This is a genomic window from Planctopirus sp. SH287 (genome assembly GCF_056500625.1).
In genome coordinates this window covers 3,711,703-3,729,607 of record NZ_CM151403.1, presented here as the reverse complement: position 1 = coordinate 3,729,607, position 17,905 = coordinate 3,711,703, and the positions used below count along the sequence as shown (strand labels likewise).

14 protein-coding genes and 1 tRNA gene are annotated in these 17,905 nt (G+C 52.7%); 11 read left to right on the top strand and 4 right to left on the bottom strand.

Features of this window, described 5'->3' with window-relative positions:
* Positions 1-51: 51 nt before the first annotated feature.
* The 5 genes from SH287x_RS13810 (at position 52) to SH287x_RS13790 (ending at position 4,153) form a co-directional block, all read left to right on the top strand.
* Positions 52-714 carry a DUF4282 domain-containing protein gene (locus SH287x_RS13810; protein ID WP_479514901.1) on the top strand — a complete coding sequence of 221 codons (663 nt, stop codon included), beginning with the start codon at positions 52-54 and terminating at the stop codon, positions 712-714.
* Between the two features lie 369 nt (positions 715-1,083).
* Positions 1,084-1,533, top strand: a complete 450-nt coding sequence (locus SH287x_RS13805; RefSeq protein ID WP_479518710.1) for an FKBP-type peptidyl-prolyl cis-trans isomerase — start codon at positions 1,084-1,086, stop codon at positions 1,531-1,533.
* Positions 1,534-2,016: 483 nt separating this feature from the next.
* Positions 2,017-2,949 carry a DUF1559 domain-containing protein gene (locus SH287x_RS13800; RefSeq protein WP_479514900.1) on the top strand — a complete coding sequence of 311 codons (933 nt, stop codon included), beginning with the start codon at positions 2,017-2,019 and terminating at the stop codon, positions 2,947-2,949.
* A 197-nt stretch (positions 2,950-3,146) separates the two neighbouring features.
* Positions 3,147-3,560 carry a carboxypeptidase regulatory-like domain-containing protein gene (locus SH287x_RS13795; RefSeq protein WP_479514899.1) on the top strand — a complete coding sequence of 138 codons (414 nt, stop codon included), beginning with the start codon at positions 3,147-3,149 and terminating at the stop codon, positions 3,558-3,560.
* Between the two features lie 92 nt (positions 3,561-3,652).
* Positions 3,653-4,153, top strand: a complete 501-nt coding sequence (locus SH287x_RS13790; protein WP_479514898.1) for a DUF1802 family protein — start codon at positions 3,653-3,655, stop codon at positions 4,151-4,153.
* 564 nt (positions 4,154-4,717) lie between these two features.
* Here SH287x_RS13790 and SH287x_RS13785 read toward each other — a convergent pair.
* Positions 4,718-4,791: transfer RNA gene (locus SH287x_RS13785), tRNA-Val, on the bottom strand.
* 865 nt (positions 4,792-5,656) lie between these two features.
* Here SH287x_RS13785 and SH287x_RS13780 point away from each other — a divergent pair.
* The 5 genes from SH287x_RS13780 (at position 5,657) to dnaN (ending at position 11,073) form a co-directional block, all read left to right on the top strand.
* Positions 5,657-6,628: a DUF1559 family PulG-like putative transporter gene (locus SH287x_RS13780; protein ID WP_479514897.1), complete on the top strand. Its 972-nt coding sequence runs from the start codon at positions 5,657-5,659 to the stop codon at positions 6,626-6,628.
* A gap of 127 nt (positions 6,629-6,755) precedes the next feature.
* The gene (locus SH287x_RS13775; RefSeq protein ID WP_479514896.1) at positions 6,756-7,739 is read left to right on the top strand and encodes a DUF1559 domain-containing protein; all 984 of its coding nucleotides are present in this window, start codon (positions 6,756-6,758) and stop codon (positions 7,737-7,739) included.
* Between the two features lie 141 nt (positions 7,740-7,880).
* A complete protein-coding gene (locus SH287x_RS13770) occupies positions 7,881-8,708 on the top strand; it encodes a BPL-N domain-containing protein (protein ID WP_479514895.1) in 828 nt (275 codons plus the stop codon).
* Positions 8,709-8,859: 151 nt separating this feature from the next.
* Complete coding sequence (locus tag SH287x_RS13765) at positions 8,860-9,645, top strand: N-formylglutamate amidohydrolase (RefSeq protein WP_479514894.1); 786 nt, start codon at positions 8,860-8,862, stop codon at positions 9,643-9,645.
* A 294-nt stretch (positions 9,646-9,939) separates the two neighbouring features.
* Positions 9,940-11,073, top strand: coding sequence for a DNA polymerase III subunit beta (gene dnaN / locus SH287x_RS13760; RefSeq protein ID WP_479514893.1), 1,134 nt, complete (start codon positions 9,940-9,942; stop codon positions 11,071-11,073).
* A gap of 90 nt (positions 11,074-11,163) precedes the next feature.
* Here the strand turns inward: dnaN and SH287x_RS13755 are convergent, their stop codons facing one another.
* The gene (locus SH287x_RS13755; protein ID WP_479514892.1) at positions 11,164-13,152 is read right to left on the bottom strand and encodes an ATP-dependent DNA helicase; all 1,989 of its coding nucleotides are present in this window, start codon (positions 13,150-13,152) and stop codon (positions 11,164-11,166) included.
* A 272-nt stretch (positions 13,153-13,424) separates the two neighbouring features.
* Positions 13,425-14,576, bottom strand: a complete 1,152-nt coding sequence (locus tag SH287x_RS13750; protein ID WP_479514891.1) for a glycosyltransferase family 4 protein — start codon at positions 14,574-14,576, stop codon at positions 13,425-13,427.
* A gap of 997 nt (positions 14,577-15,573) precedes the next feature.
* Here SH287x_RS13750 and speD point away from each other — a divergent pair.
* Positions 15,574-16,005, top strand: a complete 432-nt coding sequence (gene speD / locus SH287x_RS13745; RefSeq protein ID WP_479514890.1) for an adenosylmethionine decarboxylase — start codon at positions 15,574-15,576, stop codon at positions 16,003-16,005.
* Between the two features lie 167 nt (positions 16,006-16,172).
* Here speD and SH287x_RS13740 read toward each other — a convergent pair whose 3' ends face one another.
* On the bottom strand, positions 16,173-17,786 hold the full coding sequence (locus SH287x_RS13740; protein ID WP_479514889.1) for an NAD(P)/FAD-dependent oxidoreductase: 1,614 nt from the start codon (positions 17,784-17,786) through the stop codon (positions 16,173-16,175).
* Positions 17,787-17,905 lie beyond the last annotated feature (119 nt).

Here is a 17,905-nt window from a genome sequence, read left to right as displayed (position 1 = left end):
TTCTACACACCTTCGATCTCTTGAATGAGATCTCAACCTGGGCTGTCAACCATGTCCGATCAATGGCGCGTCAAACTCGGCACGAAAGCCCATGGCCCCTTCACGGTCGCTTCCTTGGAGAAGCTCATCAGTTCCGGGAAAGTGACGCGAGAGACTTTGATCTCTGAGAGTGCAACATCGGATTGGGTGCTCGCAGGATCAGTCCCCCAGTTTTTTGCACCAATCGAAGTTGCTGAAGACTGGGATGTAGAAGAGGATTCAGACCTGCCGTTGCCACCCCAGATCATGCAGAAAAAAAAGCGACGGGATCCCTCCGATAGCAATATGGGGGCTTTGCAAGTTCAACAAAGCGATCTGCCACGCAATCTGACACTTCTTGAGGTGCTGTTCGACTCTGATTTCAAACAGTACGCCACACCCATGCTCGTCAAAATGGCGTGGAGAGTCGTCGTCACTATTGTGGCCTTGGCGGTTTTCGTCTCCAACGCCATCACAATCTTTGGCTTCTTCCAGATGATGAGAATGGGAGAAGCTTCGCCGGCAGAGCAGTTTGGAATGCTGCTATTCGTACTGCTCTATCTCTCTCTGACCGTTCTCGGTGCTGTGGTTGTCCTGGTTTACAACCGGATTCTTTGCGAAATGGCCATCGTGGCTTTCGATATCTCAGATTACTTGAAAAGCATTGACAGAACGCTCAAAAAAGCCAGCGAATAATCCACCTGCCGACTTCGAGTTCGTTGCCGCAAGGGAGTCCCGTTCACCAGCAGTCCTCTTGCCGTTTCTGACCATTCGTCCGCAGGCTCGCTTTTCTTGAAGGCCACCTTTTGCATGGAGCGTGGCAATTGGTAGTCTTTTCTGACAGCAGGCTATGGATGTCCTTAGCCGATTTCGGCAGCGATGGGCTGGCTGCCATCAGCAGAGTGGTGTTGTAGACTGTCAGCAGTGAGAAAAGAGGGATTCACCGCCTTTCAGATGATGATGAGGAGGCGAGTCTTCGTCTTTGACCGGGTGCGGTCTATAAACCACGTTTCAGGGAGTCGCATCGTGTTGCAGAGTTCTCTCGTGAGATTTGCCCGCCGGGCAATGGCTGTTGTGATGACATTAGGTGTAATAGGAGTGATGATGGGTGCCGATGGAGAAGTTCCCCTGCCAAAGTTGCCAACGGGGGCAGGTGCCGTGGATGCGAATGCACCCAAGACTTTCACCACGACCAAGTCAGGGTTGAAGTACCGCATTCTTCGTGAAGGAAAAGGGGTTAAGCCCAGCGCAAAAAGCACCGTCACGGTTCATTACCATGGCTGGCTTGATAGCGGCAAAGTTTTTGACAGCTCCTATGATCGCAAGGAGTCGATCTCGTTCCCTCTTGATCAGGTGATTAAGGGCTGGACGGAAGGGATGCAACTGGTTGGTGAAGGCGGGATGATCGAGTTGGAGATTCCCTCCGAGTTGGGCTATGGCACTCGCGGTGCCGGCGGTCTGATCCCCCCCAATACGAAGCTGCACTTCCTTGTGGAAACACTGAAGGTCAAGTAACCCTCACGACCGTTTGTGTTCTGAAAAGCCCTCCGGTTAGTCAGCCGGGGGGCTTTTTCGTTGAATGAGAAACCTTCATTGAATGGGAGTTCGCCACTCTTTCAAGAGCTGATATCGTTCTTTCGGCGAACTCGACAGCCTGCTCGGGAATTCACCTCTCATCACTGCGATTGAGTAAATCCTTATCCCTGACAAGTGAGCAGGCGATTTCTGTTTCTTGTAAACAGACACAAAGGTATGAACGCACAACCATATCTTACGATCAATTGCACCGGTCGCTGTTCCTTGATGTGAATTTGATGAAATTTTTTTCGGTAAGTTGTCAATCGCTCTGGACAACTACCTTCATCAACAAAAATCTTGAGTGACTTCCCAGACCGATTCGACCTCATTCGCCCGACACCTTTTGATTGCCCACTCTCTTCAGTCGCTTTTCTTGCGCTTAATTTTGGTGTGTCGTCCGCTTTGTCTTCGGGAGCTTTTATGAAGCCAGTTCTCATTCACGCCCGTTCGGGCAGTCGTGCGGCGTTTACGCTGATTGAATTGCTCGTCGTGATCGCCATCATTGCCATTCTGATCGCGTTACTGCTCCCTGCCGTCCAGCAGGCTCGTGAAGCCGCTCGAAGAACGCAATGCAAGAATCATCTCAAACAGTTGGGGCTTGCGCTGCATAACTATCACGACACCGTTTTGCAGTTTCCGCCTGTCTTTATTTATCAAACGGATACGACACAGTGTGCTGCCAATCCCTGTAACGAACCTTCGTGGGGTTGGACGGTCATGATACTCCCTTATCTGGATCAGGCTCCGCTTTACAATAGTCTAGAAGTCGGGCCAGTCACTCTGAAAAGCGCCATCGGCAATACCACCAAGCGGGCCTTGCTGCAAACGCCAATGGCCTCTCTCCGCTGCCCATCAGATGTTGGCATCGCACTGAGCGCCCTCGGAATTGCAGGTCAATTAACTTCACGCACCAACTATATCGGCGTCAATGGGACTGGCGTGCGAACCTATATGGTCAGTCAAGCTGGCATCTTTGGGAAACGAAACGTCGGCACCAGAATTCGAGATATCATCGATGGAACCAGCAACACCATCATGGTGGGTGAGCGGACTTCAAAGCTCAAAACGAATACCAATGATACGTATTCGCACTGGGTCGGTGTCAGTGAAGGAAATGTCGATAATAGCGGATTCAAAGGGGCGCTGGAAGTCGCCGGGTCGACCGGCTATCCGCTAAATACTCCTCAAGGTGCCAGTTGGATGTTTCAATCCTGGTTCAGCAGCAACCATACCGGTGGTGCCCATTTCCTGATGGGCGATGGCTCCATTCGTTTCGTCAGCGAAAATGTTGACCAGAGGCTCTATAACAACATTTCTACTTTCGGCGGTGGTGAAGTGACCGGCGAGTTCTAGTGGCATGTCACTGCACGACTGCGTTGTCCACACTAAATATTAGAATGATGCAAGTCGTAAGCCCGGCTACGACGGGCGTTTCCGCAATCGCGTCCCCGTAAATTAAGCCCTGACAGGGCATTAAAAAAGTCCAGGGCACTCGATTTTCGACACGCCGAATTTTTATACTGGAATCGTTGAATATAAAGGTTCGCTCGATGTCTCATAAGTTATTCGCGGTATTGCTACTCTTCGCCTCGATCACAGGTTGTGGCTCTGCAGGGGATCGTCCTGAATTAAGTCTGGTTCGCGGAAAAGTGACGCTGGATGGAGTACCGGTGGATGCCGCCACGGTCTATTTTCAACCAGCGAACGGTCGACCATCCTTCGGCACCACAAATAAAGATGGTCTATATCAGCTCATCTACCTGGCCGACACCCCGGGAGCGATCCCTGGCACGCACGACGTCCGGATCACGACTGCAAATGTGATCGAAGACCCTGGAACAGGACAGAGCAAAATGGTACCGGAGCGGCTTCCTAACATTTATCATTCCAAGTCCAACCTGAAAGCCGACGTCAAAGCGGGGAGCAATGACATCGCGTTTGAATTGAAGTCGGTGCAACGCTGACTCTTCGTGGCAGCCAGGCATCTGGCGAGCGAATCAGATAGGATGCTTGTGGGGCAGATCTTGATCTTCACGGCAAGCAAGCGAGCATCATCATGCAGGACGCTGGGGCCATTCCGGCCGGTTCACCGGCCATCGCCTTCAAGGAGTGGGCAGCGATCTGTATGGCTCTCTGCTCGGGAAAGCAGTCAATCATTCTCCGTAAAGGGGGGATTGATGAAGGGCCAGAGGGGTTTCAACCGCAGTACCCCGCGTTCTGGCTGCTCCCGACACAGTTTCATCAACAGCCGTTAGACTTAACCCCCGAGGGGGCGAAGTTCATCGAGCAGGCCTCAATTCTACAACCTCCGCCCGGGCAGATCCTGCTCCCGGCTTACGCGCAGGTTCTGGAATGTCGCAAGCTCACCGACTGGAACGACGTGATCGCATTGGAAGGGCAACATTTCTGGAGTGAAGGAACGCTCATCAAGCGATTCACTTACAAATCACCGGGATTAACTTACTTTCGTGTGCAACTCACGATCCCACCCCAGCCTCTGCTGTTGCCCGTGTGGCCTGAACTCGCCGGGTGCAAGAGTTGGGTTCCCTTGTGCTGATCAAAACGTGCTGATCGAATGTGCTGAAGATCTCGGTCGCGAGTTTCTTCACGACACGCGCAGAATCCACACCTTATACGGATCCCAAGATTTAACGGCGCAATATGTGTCATGCTTTCAGCTTTGGGCAAGCATGTTTTTGCGATCGCCAACGCGCTATTTCAAGTGGCGATTCAAATTACGCATCTCTCAACGCGCCATTGATTTCTGGAAAGCGTGCAGGAAGCAGAGAGCAAGCCACACACCCGCCAGACAGACTCCCAAGCATCCGTCCCGAAGACGTCGTCAGCGGGTGGTTGGGAAATTCTCAAGCCGTAACGCGGGAACATGACCCGCATTCGGTGGAGGCCGACCTGGCAAAAGCCATCAGCGGCCCGGCGGTTGTCAGTGCCCCAAAGCTGGGGCAGATTCCGGGGCAGTTGGGGCAGAATCCGAGGCACGCGAAAGCCATCAGGACGCCTCACGAACTGGCAACCAGTTGCCATAAAAGCGAAGGAACCCCACAAAACAAGCTGTTTTGCAGGGTTCTGACATTGACTGATGAGGCAGGCAAAGTCTGGAAAATGGACGATAGAGGACTCGAACCTCTGACCTCCACGATGTCAACGTGGCGCTCTAACCAACTGAGCTAATCGTCCGACTGAGAGCAAAGTTAGTCGCCGGCAGCGTCTGATGCAAGGGAACCGGCGTTTCTCAGGAGTCTTTCAGGCAACTTGCCAAGGTTGCCCCCCGTCAGAGCGAAAGAAATTTTTTCCAGAAGCAAAAAACAATGGGGTTTGCACCACAATCCAGCATGAGAGCCAAGGTTTTGCGCACAGAACTTCCAGCCAGATCGTCATTCAAAAAAACTTTCCCCGGCCTCACAAAATCATTTGCCTCCCAACAGGCAACATGAATCGTCGACTTGATGGTCTCTGAGAAGAGATTGTTCATTGACAGCGTCACTTGACGATTTGCCCACACTCAGAGGTCGCTGGCTCTTATTTCGCAGAGAAATGACCAAGAACAGCAACGCGTTCACATTGTGTTCACGAGGCCATGACCCGGCGACAATCGGGACTTCGCTTCATGCCATCTGGCTGGTGAATCAATTGACGCAAAGTCTGTGATAGTACAGACCAATGGAGATCACACAGGTCAAGCAAATGGCAGCCTCTCCCGACTTCGGCACATTGATTGCTTTGAAGCGATGTGTGGTTTTCATGCCGCCCCTACGAAGAGACTGACTAAACGTGAGGCCATCGGCCCCTTGAGCAAACTGAAAGCCTCCAAGCCCCCTTGGATCGATGTAAGTCTTCAAGGTTAATCGGAATGCTGCTTCATCGTTACCAAGCCATTTTTTTCTAAAAGACTCAGCGTCAATGATCGTTGAAGTCTTAAGCAATTTTATTCTACGAATTAATCAGCAATTTCCTCTGTGGGCGCATGCGTGATATGCAGCGCTAAGCATTTGCTATCAGCGTCTTTGTTCTTTTCGGTCAGTTTTGCATTCTGGAGAGATCTATGCGTATGAATCGTTCGGCGTTTACATTGATTGAGCTATTGGTGGTTATTGCCATCATTGCTGTGTTGATTGCGCTGTTGCTGCCGGCTGTTCAGCAGGCGCGGGAAGCGGCTCGTCGCACTCAATGCCGCAGCAATCTCAAGCAGATGGGCTTGGCACTACATAACTACGAAAGCACTTACGGCGGATTTCCGACCCGAACCACCGGCTTGAACGCAAACCCGAACTCCAAGCGGCATGGTGCTCAGGTTCGCTTGCTTCCGTTCCTGGATCAGGCTGCACTTTTCAATCTCTATGATTTCCGTGAGCACTGGTATATGCCAGTCAATGAACCTGCGATGAAATTTTCAGTGCCGGTCTTTCAGTGTCCCTCTGTGGCGACTAGCCATATGGATGCGACAACATTCACGGTCAGTTCGGTTTCCTACAGCCCGGTTCGGGCCACAACAGACTACGCCGAGAATCGCGGAGTCAGTAAGTTTCTCTGGGTAACTAATGGCATGGTCGATGCCGATACGGGCGCTGCTCGGGAAGGCCCCTTCGAGAGCAATTTTGCCGCTTGGCGAATGAGAGATATCACAGATGGATTGGCCAATACAATCTTCATTGGTGAGCGAGGGGCCGCACCTCTTCGATTTGACTTGGGTAAGCCCAGTACGTATGGAGAGTTCATTCCAAACACTGGCATGCTAGATGACGATCTTGGCGGCGGGGGATGGGCTGACTATCGGCAGGGTGTCCTGATGGCCGGTGCTAACCCGGCAACAGGTGGCAGGAATGGCGGTGGTCTCACATCGACACGCTGCGCACTAAACTGTACGAACAACGCTGAATATTACAGTTTTCATGAAGGCGGTGCTAATTTTCTGTTGGGTGATGGCAGCGTCCGCATGATCTCCGAAAACATTGCGATTCAGGTTATGGCCCGACTGTTAACGGTTGGTGCCGGTGAAGTGGTGGGTGAATACTGATCTCATTTAACCCCGTCGGTTTTCAGATTCTGGCTCACGATTTGCAATGAAGTGAAAGGTGGGTCAATGGCTGCTGGAGTCGCTTCCAGGTCGATCCACCTTTTACTGATTTTCTCAGGAGTTGTTTGTGAAATCTCAACGCGCTGGATTTACGTTAATTGAATTGCTGGTGGTCATCGCGATCATCGCCATCCTGATCGCACTGCTTCTTCCCGCAGTTCAACAGGCACGGGAGGCCGCTCGTCGGACTCAATGCCGCAACAATATGAAGCAGCTAGGGTTGGCTTTACACAATTATCACGATAACCATCGTTGCATGCCCGCCATGTTTTATAGCAACTACGTCCTGCTCGGTGGCGGATCTTCGACCGGTGCAAGTTATGGAACACCGGGTTGGGGTTGGGGGACAATGATTCTCCCTTATCTTGATCAGGCACCTCTGTACAACAATTTTCAGGTAGGGTCAGCCCGGCTGTCGTCCACCTTCAACGTCACGGTCAATGGCCAGACAGTGACGACAAAATCACTGGCGCAAACGCCTATGGCGGCTTATCGATGCCCTAGTGATACGGGGCCGTCATTGAATGCCAATCGGGCTGACTATGGCACTTCCAGCTACGGTGCCAACTTTGGCCCTGCCACAGACATTGGCATTCAGTCTGGTGACGATGAATGGCGGATTTACTATGCCGGCCGCAATACAGGGGTGTTTGGATTCAACTCCTCGACCCGCATTCGCGATATCACCGACGGCACCAGCAATACCGTCATGGTCGGTGAGTCATTTACCGGATCAAATGGAACCACCACAACAACGGGTGAGTTGATCACATGGCAAGGTTTTGTTTGGGCTGGACGCGGTCCGTCAGCCACAACCGCCATAGGAATCTCTCTTTGTGGCAATGGGATTCCAGCCAGCACTTATGCTTCACAACGCCGAATCAATGCCCGGTCTGGCCCTGATGGTTATGGCTTTGCCAGCCAGCATGAAGGAGGGGCACACTTCACCATGGGAGATGGTTCAGTCCGCTTTATCAGTGAAAACACAGACCTGACGGTGGTGGATCGCATTTCAGGGATGGCCGATGGACAAGTCGTCACCCTGGAATAGCAGCGCAGACGGAATAACAGAGCAGCCTCAATGCAAGCACGGTAACGGTCTCTCAGTCAACTGAAAGGCCGTTACCATTTATTTAATAATCTGTATTTCATGATTATTTCCTTTACTTACTCTACCAAAGGAGTTTGCCTCGTGCAGATCTCTTCCCGGGCCTGCCTTCTGGTTCTTGCTGTCGTTGTTTTGAGTGGGGTGCATTCATCACTCTCAGCAGCCGAGCCAATTCGCGTGGCGATTTACGATCATTCGGATGGGTCAGCAAATGGCCCTAAAAATCTGATGAAATTCCTGACCAAAGAGAACGGCTTTAACTCTTTTAAAGTAACTCCCGAACAGATTCGTGAGACTGAAATCCTTAAGGAAACGGATGTTTTAATCATTCCGGGAGGTAGCGGAAGCTTACAAGCCAAGAAACTGGAAGAGGCCGGGCGCGAGAAGGTGAAAGAATTCATTCATCAAGGTGGCGGATATGTAGGGATCTGTGCCGGCTCTTATCTTGCCAGCTCAGACTATAGCTGGTCATTGCATATTCTCAACGCCAAAGTCGTTGACCGTGCCCACTGGGCACGAGGAACCGGCCCGGTGGAATTGGAAATGAAACCCGTGGGTAAGGCGGCTCTGGGCGAAGCGAATGACAAGATTGGTGTCTATTACGGCCAAGGCCCTTTATTGGCTCCCGGCAACGCGGAAGATCTGCCAAACTATGAACCATTGGCACTCTACGCCACAGAGATTGCCAAGAAGGGTGCTCCGACAGGGGTCATGATCGGCACCAGTGCCATTGCCCGGGCCAATTATGGAGAGGGACGCGTTATTTGCTACAGTTGCCATCCTGAAGGAAAGTCAGGCCCGCAGCATTTAATCAAGGCGGGGGTTCGTTGGGCATCAGGGATCGATGAACTGCCAAAGCCTGTGGCTTCCCCTTTGAAACTCAGTAATTCAGATAACACTCAAGTCGACTAAATTTCATACCCGGGCAGATGGGGATGACTTTGAAAGTCTCAATTGAGGGCAGAGCATGCGTTACCCGGTCAGTTCCCTGGCTCAATGGCCTTGTTGGGTCAGCTATTGTTTTTTGAGTTTTGTTGGAATTTCTTTTCTGGCAACGGACTGCATGGCGCAAGCCGCACCTCCGAAAACATTAAGGGGAGGAAAGGCTCAGCAAGGTGAGTTTATCACTATCCGTGAAGGGACACTTCCTTTAATCCTTTCAGCTCCACATGGTGGGGAACTGGATCTTCCGGATTCCATGCCAAGAGAGCGAAAGAGCGGAGGGAGTCGTTTTGTTACAGTGCGCGATATCCGATCGAGCGAACTGGCTGAAGCGATTTCCCGTGAGCTAGAAGCTGAGCTTGGTCAAAAGCCTTATGTCGTCATCCTGCGGGTTTCAAGAAAATATCTGGACGCCAATCGCGAGGCGGACTTCGCTTATGAATCCGTAGAAGCTCAAGAAGTTTATGATCGCTACCACGGTGCTATTAACGACTTCAAAAAAGCCATTCTGGCGAAGCATCCTCTGGGGGGAATGTTAATTGATGTGCACGGCCAGGGCCGGGAAAAAGCTGTTGCCTTCCGGGGTACCAGAAGCGGAAAAACGGTTTCCGCGTTAACGAACCGGATTGGCAAACCTGCTGCTCCCCTCTATTCAGCTGCGATGGAGAAGTCTGGGATTCGCATGATCCCTCCTTCTTCAACCCCGGATACCCAAGAGGTGGAATTCAATGGTGGAGAGATCGTGCTGGCTCACGGCAGCCATGTTCCCGGCGGTGTTGATGCCATTCAAATGGAGTTTGGCTCCGACTTACGCTCCAAAGAGGCACTTCCCCAGACAGCCAAAGATGTGGCCAAAGGATTAACCGAATTTCTGAAAACTCATTACGGCGTGGTGAGCCATAAATAGTAACGGGATGAACCATCAAAGCCTTTCGCCGATGCCTCGGCCATCACCTTCAGGGTTCGCAGGAAATTTCCTGAAGGCTGCTTGAACCGGTTTGTCAATCGATGCAGGGCTATTTGAGGGAGATTTTCATAAGATCATCCTGGGTAAATTGTTCGCCTCGGAGACACATTCTTCATGCTCTCGGGTGATTGGGAAGGTACACTTTGACGAATGAGACCGACGTGGAGAAATGGCTTTCCACGAGCGGCTGGATTTTCCCGAAATGTTTCACCGGTTTTCCGAGAGTTACGCTTCATGCAACTGGTTTGTCCACGTGCCGCATTGGCAACCGCGTTTACGGTTGTTGGTGCCGTTGTTCCATCCCGCACTCCGCGAGAAATCCTGAAGAACGTCAAGCTGGATGCAGTGGCTTCTGGCCCCGCGTCGACTGCTTCGGCACAACTGACGGGAACAGATGGTGACGGTACAAGCGTCCGATTTCAGCTCACTGACGTTGATTGCAAAGTCGGCGGGAGCGCCCTGTTGCCCACGGCCCGCATGGCCTCCATTCTTCGCGAAGTGACCGATGAAATGGTGTCGCTGGAAGTGATTGGCGATGCCGTCTGGTTACGGTCAGGGGGTAGCGAGTTCCGCTTATCGGCTGAAGACCCCGCTGATTTTCCACCTTCGCCCGAATTTCTGGAAGAAGACTATTTTGTGATCACCGCGGATGTCTTTCGCCGGCTGATCAAACGGACGATTTTTGCCACGGATTCCGAAAGCACCCGTTACGCGCTCGGAGGGGTTCTTCTGGAAATCTCCAGCGATCAGATTCGGATGGCAGCCACTGATAGTCGTCGTCTGGCAGTGGCCGCTGGGCCGTGCACCATGGAAGGTCAGCCCGTCAGTGGCAGCCAACAGCCGGTGGTTCCTTCCAAGGCGATGTCACTCATCGACAAGTCACTGACGGATGACGCTCAGACCGTTTGCCTGGCCATTCATGCCAATGATATTGCTGTTCGGGCCGGCCGGGCGACCATTTCGACTCAGTTGGTTCAGGGGCGATTTCCGGATTACCGCAAGGTGATCCCGACTCGCTATGAAGCAGAAATCGACTTGACCACATCAACATTTCTCTCAGCTGTCCGGCAATCCCAGGTGGTGACAAACGAAGAGAGCCGGGGTGTGGATTTCACGTTCGGCGACGGGATGCTCCGCCTTTCGAGCCGAGCCGCCGATATCGGACAATCCAAGATTGAACTCCCCATCGGTTACGGTGGTGCAGAACTGGCGATTCGTTTTGACCCTCGCTACGTCGCTGACTTTTTACGAGTGCTGGAGGGTGGGTCGACTGTCCACCTAAAATTGATCAACGACGAAAGCCCCGGCGTGCTGACCACTGATGATGACTTTACCTATGTCATCATGCCGCTCAGCCGCGATAACTGATTCCTGTTTGAAATCGTGTATCAGCGGTTCATCACATCACGCCCGATTTAAGCTGCCTGGCAGGCTTCTTCAAGAGCCGGGCAGCTTTTTTCATTCATACACAATGCGGCAATCTGGCAGACTCTCAAGAAACACTTTTCCATAAGGTTTCGTGCGGACGCGTGGATCCAGAATGACGACCATGCCGCGATCCGTTTTAGTGCGGATCAACCGGCCAAATCCCTGCTTGAGTTTGATAGCGGCTTCGGGAACCTGATACTCCATAAACGGGTTTCCTCCCCGCGCGCGAATTGCCTCAACGCGTGCTTCCAAAAGTGGGTGATCCGGCACGCTGAAGGGGAGCTTCGTGATGATCACGTTTTGTAGCGCATCTCCCGGCACATCGACACCTTGCCAGAAACTGTCAGTGCCAAACAACACCGCGGCAGGATCTTTGCGAAAACGTTCGAGCATCTGCGAACGGGGGAGATCGCCGCTTTGCGAGTAGAGCGAGAGATTCTGTTGAATTAACCATCGTGTCAGGCGTCGTTCGCAGTTTTGCAACATCTTGTAGCTGGTGAAAAGCACGAACGCCCGTCCCGATGTCTCCGCGACATATCGCTGAATCTTTTCACAAACGGCGAATTCATAGTCTGAAGGCGATGTTGTCGGGTCGGGCATTCCCTCAGGGAGCACCAGCTTCATCTGTTCCTGGTAATTGAACGGGCTTCCCAGCCGCAAGCTTTGTGATCTGGTGAGTCCCAGTCGTCCCTGGATGAAGTCGAAGCTTTGCTTTCCCACGGCTAGCGTCGCGCTGGTCAGGATGACCGTCGGAACTTTATTGAACAGTTCCTCGCGAAGCACGGTTCCCACTTCAATCGGAGAGCAGCACAGTTTGACCCGTTGATTATGAGATGCTCCCGAGACTTCGACCCAATAAACGCTGTCGCCGCGGGAATGCTCCAGCCATTGCGAGATTCCGCCTGCCATCGTTTGAAGTCGCTCACTGGCACTGACGAATTCAATTTTTTCTTCATCCTGCTGGAGTCTGGCAGAGAACTCGGCCAATGTGCTTGAGAGTTTACGCAGTTCGTTGGAAAGCGTGTTCTCAATGGGCATGGGCGTGCGAACCCGGCCATTGGTCAAACCCGTTTCCTGCATGCGCCGGCGGATCTCTTCAAAGAAGCCATAAGCTTCGTACTTGATAGCCGTCACAAATTCCCGCTGAGCCTCTAACGGATAAGCAGCGAGCAAGCCCTTCTGAGTTTTTTCGTTGAACAAACGATTCAACGTATACTCGAACTGGCCACTACTGATTCCCAGTCCCAGATGATCCGCAGCGACTTGTTCCAGAGTATGGGCTTCGTCGAAGATGACCGTTTCATAATCGGGGAGCAGACTGGCTCCTTCACGACGGAGGGCCAGGTCGGCACAGAATAATGCATGGTTAACCACCAGCACATCGGCGTTCCAGACGCGCCTTCGCGCTTTGTAATAGTGGCAATCGCCATACGTGGGGCAGTTCTTGCCGAGGCAGTTGCCGTGCTCACTCCGGATCTCATCCCAGACCTGAGAATGAGGTTTGAAGTCCAGCCCAGCCAGGCTGCCATCATTCGTCTCCCCCACCCAATTGGCGATTGAACGAATCTGGTTTTCCGTTTCGCTGGTGGAAAACAGAGAGCGTGACTTTTCCAGTGCCCCTTTCAGTCGCCGAAGACTGATGTAATTGGAGCGTCCTTTGACGAGCACGGCCGAAAATTCGACCGGCAGAATGGAATTGAGCAGTGGCAAATCGCGGTTGATAAGTTGCTCTTGCAGGCTGATCGTATGCGTTGAAACAATGACCCGACGCTTTCCGCCACTGTCGCTGGCGGTACCTTGCCGTGCTGTTGCAGCGAGAATTGCAGGGACAAGGTAGGCGTAACTCTTTCCAGTTCCCGTCCCTGCTTCAACGATAAGATGCTCACCCGCCTCAATGGCAGAGGCCACGGCGTGCGCCATCTCCAATTGTTCTGATCGCACTTCATAGTGCGGCAGCCTGCGCGCCAGAAAACCATCCTGGCCCAGCACATCGTCAGCCGTCAGTTCCACGCTCGGCATTTCCCCGCAAGAGCAATCACATCAGTTGTGATCATTCGACAAGGATACCAGACCAGGGTCATCAGCGTTATCGAACTGCAAGTGTCTATCCGGCGACTCTCAAATCCTTCTCCCTCGAGGGAGAAGGTGGCCGCAGGCCGGATGAGGGGGAGTGCGTCGCTTTCGATGAGCGGTTGCCTATTACGATGAGAAACACGGAGGGTAAATCAGCCCTCACCCCGGCCCTCTCCCGCCAGCGGGAGAGGGAGTATCTCGGACAGACTCTCACAGCATTACGCCATCACACGCTCATAAATCTTGCGAATTTCGGTTGTCATATGGGCATGATCAAAGTCTGTGCGAAAAAGCTCCCGGCCCCGTTGCCCGAATTGTTCTCGCAGAACAGGGTTTGCAAGTAGCTTTCCAACCGCCTGAGACAGCCCGGCAATATCGCCACGAGGCAGGAGGTATCCCGTTTCTCCGGGACGCACAATCTCGCTCGCGCCATCAATGTCGTAGCTGATGACCGGTTTCCCTGCGAGCAAGCCTTGTGGCAGAACACGGGCTAACCCCTCCCATTCGCTGCAATGCACCACCACATCCATGGCATGAATCAATTCTGGTATGCGGGCCGGTGGCACTAATCCGGTGAAGACAAAATGATCTGTCAGGCCAAGCTTCGCGATCTCTGCCTCGAATTGCTCACGCAGAATGCCGTCTCCCACCAGAAGAAACCTGGTGCGTGGTTCCTGGCGAACAATTTCTGGAGCAGCCTCAATCAGATACTGATGCCCTTTGAGGTGAAACAGGCGTGCAATTTTTCCCACGACCAGATCATGCTCTGCCAAACCCAGTTCGGCACGCACTTCTGATCTGGAACGAGTGGGCTTGAGATATGGCTCGACATCAAACCCACTGCGAATCGTAGTAAATTTCTCACGAATTGCCACACCCGCCGCCACATATTGATCGGTCATGGCATCGCTGACACTGATGAAGTGGGCCGTCTGCTTCCCGGCTCGTCGTTCTAGCCATTGGTAAAGGTGATAAGCAGGCCATGATTGACCAAAATGAAAGGCCGCGCCATGAATCGTATGGACGACCGGAACCCCTGCATCAAACCCGGCTTGCCGTCCCATGATCCCGGCTTTCGAGGCATGGGTATGAATCACATCGGGTTTCAAATCGCGGATCAGGCGGCGCAGTTCCCGAAAAGCCCGCCAGTCCTGCCAGGGCCGGATCGCGCGATGCAACTCGGGAAGCACAATCAGGCGGGCGCCGGATCTGGCTGCCCGTGTTTCCAGCGAGCCTTCCGGCCCCAATCCCGGCCCGGTGACGAGAGTGACCTCATCACCAAAGAGCCGTACCTGATCTTCAACATTGGAAACCGTATTCTCCTGAGCACCACCAATGATCAGCCGCGTAATGAAGTGCAGTGTGTGCATATCGGATCAGGTTCTGCCGGCTAGAATGCGAAGAATAACAAGCAATGATTGCAAATGTGAACAAAAGACGGCTCTCGCGTCCCGACGAAAGTTACAGACGATGAACGATTTTGAGAGTCGTCAGCGATCCGAAGATAAGGTCGGCCATCATCCCCATCGATAAAAAACGGAAAGAGTATTGAAGGATGTTTTGGCTGCTTACCGCAGTATAATCGTTATTCCCGGAGAATTGAGAGTACCTCGATTTCCATGGGATAATCTGCTTGATAACTCATCCAGTAGCTGGCGTGAGCCTTGATCTTCAAGCCTCAGCAGTGAATAATGTTAGCCCCCGCAAGCGGAATGAGGTTTCGCGGGATTTATTGGGAGGCGGCCTGATCCGCCCATGCGGCAGGGAACTCCTGCCCGTTTTTCTGACACATCACAAAATTGGAGCACCACTGATTTTGGAGAACCACAGTGTTGGAATTACACAGTGCTGGAATGCCACCGGGTTCGTTTCAGTCCGTCGTGATCCGAATGACCTGATTTTAAGGGTGACTTTCCAGAATTGACTGGTGAATGCTGTTTGGTCGTCATGTGTGAGGAGCAGCATTGTTGCTAAATCGGTTGATTTTTTGAGTCTGCCAGCGAAAGTCCAGTGGACTGCTGTCGGTCTTCACTTGTTGGCGGATTGCTGACAGGTCAATCAATCTTAAGTTGCTGGCATTTATTAAGTTAGAGATGGAAAGATATGTTTGAGCCACGTCTTTCCAGGGTTGTACAAGCTGGGCTGGTTTGAAATCGACTCATTGAACGAAACAGGCAAAGACAAAGAAGCGAACTTTTAACAAACGTTCCCGCTTGGTTTTCACGGGGAGAGATGCCGATCAGGTTCGGCAATCTCCGAGAAACTCATGACGGGAGAGATGTCCGTGAACGAGAGTTTTCGAGGTTTTATGTCCTAGCGACGCCACGAACTTGGCATTGAGTAATTGATGCCCAAAGGAGGGTTTTGATGGAACACTTGGGTCAGCATGTGATTATTGAATTGTGGGGCTGCAACAGCGGGATCGACGACGCCGATCTGATGAAGCAAGCCATGTTGGACGCGGTCAAGGCAGCACGGGCAACGCTCTTGTATATCGACGTTCACAAGTTTGATCCGCAGGGAGTGACGGGTGTCGCTGTTCTGACGGAATCCCACCTTTCGGTTCATAGCTGGCCTGAGCATGGTTATCTGGCAGCTGACGTTTTCACTTGCGGCAACACGACTCGTCCCGTAGCCGCTGCGGAAGTCTTGTGCCAGTATTTCCAGCCTTCGCAAGTGGATGTCCAGGAAGTGATTCGTGGGGTCAGGCCAGAAACCGGTGCCAAGCCGTCGCTGCGCCGCAAGAAGCTCAATTACCAACCAGATGCCACCCCAGAGTTGGCAGCGCCCATCGGCTGATCACTTGGCGACAACGACACTGCTGCTAAAAATAACGACCACAAGCCCACCCCAATCCGAGGGTCGGGCTTGTGGCGTTTTTAGTGGTAACGCCCGCTCCTCTGAAGGCTATTTCTCCCTCAAAACAGATCCAGTGAAAAGAATTTCCGACGTGTGCGGCTATTACGCTACTGGCTTAGTGCTGCGTAGCGGCGGACGACTTCACGGGCGCTGCGCAAGCCATCAACAGCGGCGCTGACAATGCCGCCGGCATATCCCGCGCCTTCACCAATGGGATACAGGCCAGGAACACCGGGGGCTTCTCGCGTCACACGATCACGGTCAATCCGCACGGGGGAACTTCCCCGCATTTCAGGGCCAACCAGAATCGCGTGCTTCAGAAAATTGCCATGAAATTTGGCATCCATCAATGGCAGACTTTTGCGAATCGCTTGCGTCACGACAGGCGGTATCACCGCATCGAGAGCCAGAGGCTGAGTCCCTCGCTCATAAGAACATTCCACGCGATCCGAAAGAGCCGGGGCTTTCGCTTCGACAAAATCCTTCGCTCGCTGCACGGGGCAGAAATAGGATTCTCCCAGCAACCGAAAAGCGGCGGACTCGTATTGCCGCTGCAAATGGACGCCCGCCAGAGGATGACTTGAACCGAACTCATGTGTCTCCAGTGTGACCATGACACCGCTATTGGCAAACGAAGTGTCATGGCGGCTGTTGCTCATTCCGTTAGAGCAGAACATCCCCGGCTCAGAGACACTGGGGATTATGATTCCGCCCGCACACATGCAGAAAGTGAAGACATCACGTGTGGATCGCGCTTGCAGGGTGTAGTCGGCGGCTCCCAGCATTTCGAGGTATTCGGGCTTGCCGTATTTATGTTTGTTGACCTGCTCCTGAGGTTGCTCGATCCGCAGGCCGAGTTGAAACGCTTTTTGCAGAATCGGAACACCTTGTTCCAGAAGAATCTCATAGGTGTCGCGGGCGCTATGGCCAATCCCCAGGATCACAATGTTCGATAACATTGGCCCGCTGGAAGTATTGATCCCGACCACCTGACCATCGCGCAGGATTAAGCCTTCAAACCGGCAATCAAAGCGGTATTCTCCCCCGAGTGCCTCGATCTTTCGTCGGAAGTTGCGGCAGATCATGGGGAGCTTGTTACTTCCCAGATGCGGGCGGTTTTCATAGACAATCGACTCTCGGCCGCCGCATTCGACAAAACGTTCCAGCACCCAATCGACATCGGGGCCTTCCATGCGACACGTCAGTTTTCCGTCGCTGAAGCAACCAGCTCCCCCTTCGCCAAACAGGTAGTTATTTTCGCGGTCAAATTCACCACCTCGATCAAACTCGCGTACTGCGGGCACACGTTCTTTGACGGCTTTGCCACGTTCAATGACGATCGGTTGATAACCTTTGAGTGCCAGATAATGAGCTGCCAGAAGCCCCGCCGGGCCAGAGCCAATAATCAAAGGGCGTCCTGATAACTGGCGTCCACCGCCAGCAGGATCATCAAAAGGAGGCGGGGCGAAGAACATCAATTCCGGGCCAAGGCGTTTCTTCAAGGCCTTGGACTGCGCGAGATCACTATCGGATTCGACAGAGACTGATGCGGTATAGACAAAATTCAGATCATCCCGCTTGCGCGCATCGAGACTGCGTTTAAGAATCCGATACTGCGTCAGTACCTCTTTGGGTAGCCCCGAAGCACGTGCCAGATAGCGGGGAAGTTCCGACTCGGGAGTGCCGAGCGGCAAACGAAGATTGGCGATTTTCAGCGGCATGATTTTTCGGCAAACAGTGCGAACGAGTTATGTCCGGATGCCGTAAATATCTTCATTTTGCTGGCTTGGCACAAGTCGCTGGCCAGGGAAGTCGAAGATCTTCCCTTTTGATAGCAACT

What these genes read in the sequence shown, in the direction of transcription:
- SH287x_RS13810 (WP_479514901.1), top strand. Translation starts at nt 52, where the DNA reads ATGTCCGATCAATGGCGCGTCAAACTCGGCACGAAAGCCCATGGCCCC.
- SH287x_RS13805 (WP_479518710.1), top strand. Translation starts at nt 1,084, where the DNA reads ATGGCTGTTGTGATGACATTAGGTGTAATAGGAGTGATGATGGGTGCC.
- SH287x_RS13800 (WP_479514900.1), top strand. Translation starts at nt 2,017, where the DNA reads ATGAAGCCAGTTCTCATTCACGCCCGTTCGGGCAGTCGTGCGGCGTTT.
- SH287x_RS13795 (WP_479514899.1), top strand. Translation starts at nt 3,147, where the DNA reads ATGTCTCATAAGTTATTCGCGGTATTGCTACTCTTCGCCTCGATCACA.
- SH287x_RS13790 (WP_479514898.1), top strand. Translation starts at nt 3,653, where the DNA reads ATGCAGGACGCTGGGGCCATTCCGGCCGGTTCACCGGCCATCGCCTTC.
- SH287x_RS13780 (WP_479514897.1), top strand. Translation starts at nt 5,657, where the DNA reads ATGCGTATGAATCGTTCGGCGTTTACATTGATTGAGCTATTGGTGGTT.
- SH287x_RS13765 (WP_479514894.1), top strand. Translation starts at nt 8,860, where the DNA reads ATGGCGCAAGCCGCACCTCCGAAAACATTAAGGGGAGGAAAGGCTCAG.
- dnaN (WP_479514893.1), top strand. Translation starts at nt 9,940, where the DNA reads ATGCAACTGGTTTGTCCACGTGCCGCATTGGCAACCGCGTTTACGGTT.
- SH287x_RS13755 (WP_479514892.1), bottom strand. Translation starts at nt 13,152, where the DNA reads ATGCCGAGCGTGGAACTGACGGCTGACGATGTGCTGGGCCAGGATGGT.
- SH287x_RS13750 (WP_479514891.1), bottom strand. Translation starts at nt 14,576, where the DNA reads ATGCACACACTGCACTTCATTACGCGGCTGATCATTGGTGGTGCTCAG.
- speD (WP_479514890.1), top strand. Translation starts at nt 15,574, where the DNA reads ATGGAACACTTGGGTCAGCATGTGATTATTGAATTGTGGGGCTGCAAC.
- SH287x_RS13740 (WP_479514889.1), bottom strand. Translation starts at nt 17,786, where the DNA reads ATGCCGCTGAAAATCGCCAATCTTCGTTTGCCGCTCGGCACTCCCGAG.